This window comes from Syntrophales bacterium (genome assembly GCA_030018935.1).
GTDB lineage: Bacteria > Desulfobacterota > Syntrophia > Syntrophales > CG2-30-49-12 > CG2-30-49-12.
Genome location: JASEGZ010000075.1, coordinates 1 through 5,071, shown reverse-complemented (window position 1 = coordinate 5,071; position 5,071 = coordinate 1). Strand labels below are relative to the sequence as shown.

Here is a 5,071-nt window from a genome sequence, read left to right as displayed (position 1 = left end):
ATTCAAGTTTTACTAACCCAATGCGAAAATCTATTATAAGCCCTTGGCCTCTAAAAAAGTCCAGACCCAAAACCCCATCAACTGTGGCACTTGGTGGCATGTTATGACAAAGGACCGGGAAATCTCGACGTTCTTTCCTTAGTGCTTCAATCCTTTCAATAATAACTCGTGGAACAACTTCGACTTCGCTCCCCGTGGTCATCTGGATCCGCTCTGAAATAATAGCAGGATCGTACCCCAAAAGTACTACTATGTCCCAGCTAACCACAGAACCAGTGGCACCTGTATCAAGCGCCAGTCGCACTTATGGTATCACCCATTGGACCCCATAGCCGCGTTGGAACAATAATTAGACCTTCATCCTTATCAAAAGGAAGACTCATAAGACAACAACCATTTCTTTGGGCACACGTCCTGTATACAATATTGCCGAATGTTCGGGACTTAATTCTCTTGCCTTTCGGTATATTTCATCCCTATCTTTACTATGCCAAAGAACCTTACCGCTTTTTACTTCCAACGATTCGGTTGTCTCTGGGTCCTCAATAAGAACCCACTCCGATGCAAACTGGGTTTGGATTTCCGATATTGTCAAAAAATCCATATTCAACTTACCTCCTTTGTTATCAAAATGCGTTATCAAAACTCAAAATGGGACGGGGTATAACCAAATTCGAAGGGAATGAAACATAGTCACTTACACTTTCATCTGCTCTGATATATCGAGTCTGCAATCATCAGTAAGATAGACAACGGTTTCGCACCCCTCATCCAACAGGTGGATAAACCCATCATACCTGCCCTGTGCTTCTTGACAAGTTGGCCAGAGCTCCTTCTCCGTAAAAAGTTCACATCCGATGATGGGTTTGATCCCATACCTATAAGCATGTTGATAAAAATCAACGGCTCCAAACATATTGCCATGATCGGTCATGGCAATGGCAGGCATCTTAAATTCTTGTAACTACTCAGGTAGGCACAAAGGCACAGAGCACCAAAGGCACAAAGTAAAGAGATATGAAGAGAATGAGTCGCTTAAGTTCCTATAAGATGTTTACAAAGCGGTATTTGGACAGGTTGTGTCCTGCATTCCGATTGTATTCCTTTGAACTTTGTGCCTATGTGCCTTTGTCCCTTTGTGCCTGAATAGTTACAAATTCTTTAGCTTTTTCAAAGAGGTCATGGAGACGGCAGGCGCCGTCGAGGAGGCTGTACTGTGTGTGGACATGAAGATGAACAAAATCAGTATGTTTCATAAGATTCATCCAGCCAGTAATTGGGAGCTTCCTTGGTGATGATCACATCATGGACATGACTTTCCTTAAGACCCGCTGATGTGATACGGATAAACTTTGCCTTTTCTCTCAGTTCAGAAATGGTTCTGCACCCAAGATACCCCATACCCGCCTTCAGACCGCCCACAAGTTGATAAACACTTGCTGAGAGAGAACCCCTGTAGGGTACCCTCCCCTCTATCCCTTCCGGAACCAGTTTTAAATCGTTCTCCATATCATCTATGTAATATCTGTCCCTGCTCCCCATTTTCATGGCTTCGAGAGAACCCATCCCCCGGAAAACCTTATAGCTCCTCCCCTGAAAAAGGATAGTTTCTCCGGGACTTTCCTCCGTTCCTGCAAACAGAGAACCAATCATAACCGTATGGGCGCCAGCGGCGAGGGCCTTGACAATGTCACCGGAAAACTTGATACCTCCATCAGCGACAAAAGGAATATTATAGCGTGAAGCGCAACGGGAGACATCTCTGATGGCGCTCATCTGGGGAAGTCCCACACCGGCAATTATTCTCGTTGTACATATCGAACCGGGACCGACCCCTACCTTGATGGCATTTGCCCCGGCATCAATCAGGGCTTTTGTCCCCTCAGCCGTTGCCACATTGCCGGCGATCAGTTCGCATCCGGGGAAATTTGCCTTCGTATCCCTGATAGCATCGAGGACCCTGGCCGAATGTCCATGGGAGGTGTCAATGACAATTACGTCAACACCGGCAGTTAGGAGGGCATCAACCCTTGCCTCCCTGTCGAGGATTCCGACTGCCGCACCAACCCTTAATCTTCCAAGAGAATCCTTACACGCCCTGGGATACTTTCTTATCTTTTCAATATCTTTGATGGTAATCAGGCCCTTGAGGTTGTACTCGTCGTCAACAACTAAGAGTTTTTCTATCCTGTGTTTGTGGAGGAGTTTCTTCGATTCTTCCAGTGAGATACTGGAGGAAACGGTAACCAGATTATCTTTGGTCATCACCTGTGCAACCGGTTGTTCAAGATTGGTTTCAAACCGGAGGTCGCGATTCGTGAGAATGCCCACAAGTTTGCGATTTTTAACCACGGGGACACCGGATATCCTGTAACTGTTCATGAGTTCGAGGGCTTCATACACCTTCTGCTCAGGTTCTATGGTAATCGGATCAACGACCATGCCACTTTCCGATTTTTTTACCTTCTCCACCTCGATGGCCTGACTTTCGATACTCATGTTCCGATGAATGATACCAATGCCTCCCTCCTGGGCAAGACATATAGCCGTCCTGGACTCCGTCACGGTATCCATGGCCGCACTGACGAGGGGGATATTAAGGGTTATATTATTGGTGAGAAGCGTAGATGTCTCCACATCCTTGGGAAGAATGCTGGATTCGGCCGGAACAAGAAGCAGGTCGTCAAAGGTCAGGGCATCTTTCACGTGATCGTCTAACATGTAATACCTCCAGGGTGGTAAAATTATCAGTTTTCAGCTTACTGAACACTTACCGCTGATGTAATAACGATGACCGTTCAGGGAAATAAAGTATGCGTCTTTTTGCGCGTCATATTCTATACCACTGGCAAGCTGATAATAGCCTGCCCTCAAAAACCGGGCATTGAGGCGATGGTTCTTGATGGTACAGTAAAGCACATTGTCATTTCCTATCCAGAGTGTATGGGGATCCAGTCTCTCAAGGGTATCATCAGACAAAAGCAGATAAATGGCTTCCTCTTCGTTGCTCTTTGAGACGGAGCGAAGCACCGCTTTCACTACAAAGGGGGTGTCCTCAACATCGAGATAACAGCGCTCGTTTTCCAACTCAATCAGGTATCTCCCCGTTTGATCCTGTTTGAGGTTCTGATAAAAATAATTAACGATATCCCTCCTTGTCATCTCTACACCCTTGTAATACCACACACCCTCTGTATCTATCCTGATTGCACAGGGTGGAATATGATTATTAATTGTCTCGGCTCATTAAAATACCTTTCTACTGTCGAGCAAGACGGTTACCGGACCGTCGGCGATCATCTCAATCTTCATCATGGCTTGAAATTCCCCGGCTGCTACCCCCTCAACTTTCTCCCGTCCCCTGCTGATAAAGTATTCGTAAAGCCTCCTGGCTTGCTCCGGTTCTTCCGCCTGGATAAAAGATGGTCTTCTCCCCTTACGGCAATCGGCGAGAAGGGTAAACTGGGAAACCACAAGCATCTCTGCTGAGATGTCAAGAAGGGAAAGGTTCATTTTTCCCTCCCCATCCTCAAATATCCTGAGGTTGATGATTTTTTCGAGGAGATAATCGGCATCAGCTACACTATCACCTCTTTCAACACCGAGAAAAACGAGGATACCTCTCCCGATACTGGAAATCAGCCGCCCATCAACGCTGATCCTGGCCCCATCAACCCTTTGCACAACAGATCGCAACTTTCTTTCCCTTAGTATTGTACGTCGCCCGGGACGAGAGCTTTGAAACTTGCCTTCATCAGGGCTTCACGAAGCCAATTTTCAGTTTTACAAAGCTCTCAGGACTATCCTTAACAACATCATAGGTTATTTGTAATTACTCAGTAGCCATAAAAAGTAACAGAATAAACACTTTTTGTCAAAACAAAAAAGGAGGCCAATCGCCTCCCCTAAATAGAACCGTCTCGTTTTTTATCTAACTTAATTTTCCCATAAATGGTATACTTCTAAATTCCCATTGACAAGTATCATAAATTCTACTTATATGGGATACGCCGGGCAATGAAAACAGTCTAAAAGACCGGACCACATAGTGACTGTTGATGACTGTTATCTTAATATAAAGGATTATTATTCATGAAACATTCATGTCGCATGGCGACACAAAGAACAATGAAAATCCCCCCTTACCCCCCTTTGGAAAAGGGGGGCTGGGGGGATTTTCAGGTGAAAAAAACCTGTTTTGCACTTATCATAGCGTTCCTTCCGATGTTTCAACTCACTGCTTGGTCCGGTGAATCTTCTTTTTTCTCTAAGACCATTTCAACCATAAAGTCAGATTATGATAATTTTTATCTGAATGCAGAGAATCTTATGCTATTGGGTGTTGGCATAGCCGGTGCCGGAACCTTTGCCAATACGTCTCTCGATAAGGATATACAAGAGAGGTATACGACACATGTAAAAAATTCTACCACGGACGATCTTTCCAAGATATTAAGACAGCCTGGTGAGGTCTTCTTAACCGTTCCTGCACTTTTCGGAAGTTATATATTTTTTAAAGAGACATCTGTTGGTGAGTGGTCGCAAAGGTCCATCCGGGCATTAGCAGTTGGTGGACCGAGTGCACTATTTCTTCGCGGTGCAACAGGTGGATTGGCGCCGGGAGAGGGGGATTCAAACTGGGAACCATTTAATGATAACCATCAGAAGCGGGCAGCAAAAGCAGCAGCCAACGAAACGGGGGATTCAAACTGGGAACCATTTAGTGACAACCATGGTGTAAGCGCACATTCTTTCATTGGCGCCGTCCCGTTTATCACAGCAGCACAGATGAATGACAATCCATACTTAAAGAGTTCTTTTTACACCATGTCTGCGCTACCAGCTCTATCAAGGATCAACGATAACGCACACTATTTTTCTCAGGCTGCCCTGGGGTGGTATCTCAGTTTCTTAAGTTGCAGGGCAGTTGAGAAGTCACAGGACAAAAGAAAGGAAGAATTCTCAGTTTATCTTGTACCTTTTTCAAATAATGGATTGGCAATCATGGGGACTCGAAGCTTCTGATGTCAATAGAGGGCCCAAATCACTATAAACACTGACCCTTACCTAT

8 protein-coding genes are annotated in these 5,071 nt (G+C 45.2%); 1 reads left to right on the top strand and 7 read right to left on the bottom strand.

Translation table 11 applies throughout. From position 1 onward, the window contains the following. From QMD03_09830 to dtd, 7 genes are all read right to left on the bottom strand, one after another. A partial coding sequence (locus QMD03_09830) for a retropepsin-like aspartic protease (protein MDI6777511.1) occupies positions 1–304 on the bottom strand: 304 nt, incomplete at its 3' end. Positions 305–379: 75 nt separating this feature from the next. Next, entirely contained in the window at positions 380–604 is a 225-nt protein-coding gene (locus tag QMD03_09825) for a hypothetical protein (GenBank protein MDI6777510.1), read from the bottom strand. 93 nt (positions 605–697) lie between these two features. Next, on the bottom strand, positions 698–949 hold the full coding sequence (locus QMD03_09820) for a PHP domain-containing protein (protein ID MDI6777509.1): 252 nt from the start codon (positions 947–949) through the stop codon (positions 698–700). 169 nt (positions 950–1,118) lie between these two features. Continuing rightward, positions 1,119–1,256: a PHP domain-containing protein gene (locus QMD03_09815; GenBank protein ID MDI6777508.1), complete on the bottom strand. Its 138-nt coding sequence runs from the start codon at positions 1,254–1,256 to the stop codon at positions 1,119–1,121. Further along, entirely contained in the window at positions 1,243–2,721 is a 1,479-nt protein-coding gene (guaB, locus tag QMD03_09810) for an IMP dehydrogenase (GenBank protein ID MDI6777507.1), read from the bottom strand. Before guaB ends, QMD03_09815 begins: the two co-directional genes overlap by 14 nt. A gap of 33 nt (positions 2,722–2,754) precedes the next feature. Then, entirely contained in the window at positions 2,755–3,201 is a 447-nt protein-coding gene (locus QMD03_09805; protein ID MDI6777506.1) for a DUF1285 domain-containing protein, read from the bottom strand. A 45-nt stretch (positions 3,202–3,246) separates the two neighbouring features. Continuing rightward, the gene (gene dtd, locus QMD03_09800) at positions 3,247–3,696 is read right to left on the bottom strand and encodes a D-aminoacyl-tRNA deacylase (protein ID MDI6777505.1); all 450 of its coding nucleotides are present in this window, start codon (positions 3,694–3,696) and stop codon (positions 3,247–3,249) included. 633 nt (positions 3,697–4,329) lie between these two features. On the opposite strand from dtd, the gene QMD03_09795 reads away from it, so the two are divergent. Further along, positions 4,330–5,025: a hypothetical protein gene (locus QMD03_09795; protein MDI6777504.1), complete on the top strand. Its 696-nt coding sequence runs from the start codon at positions 4,330–4,332 to the stop codon at positions 5,023–5,025. Positions 5,026–5,071: the final 46 nt, after the last annotated feature.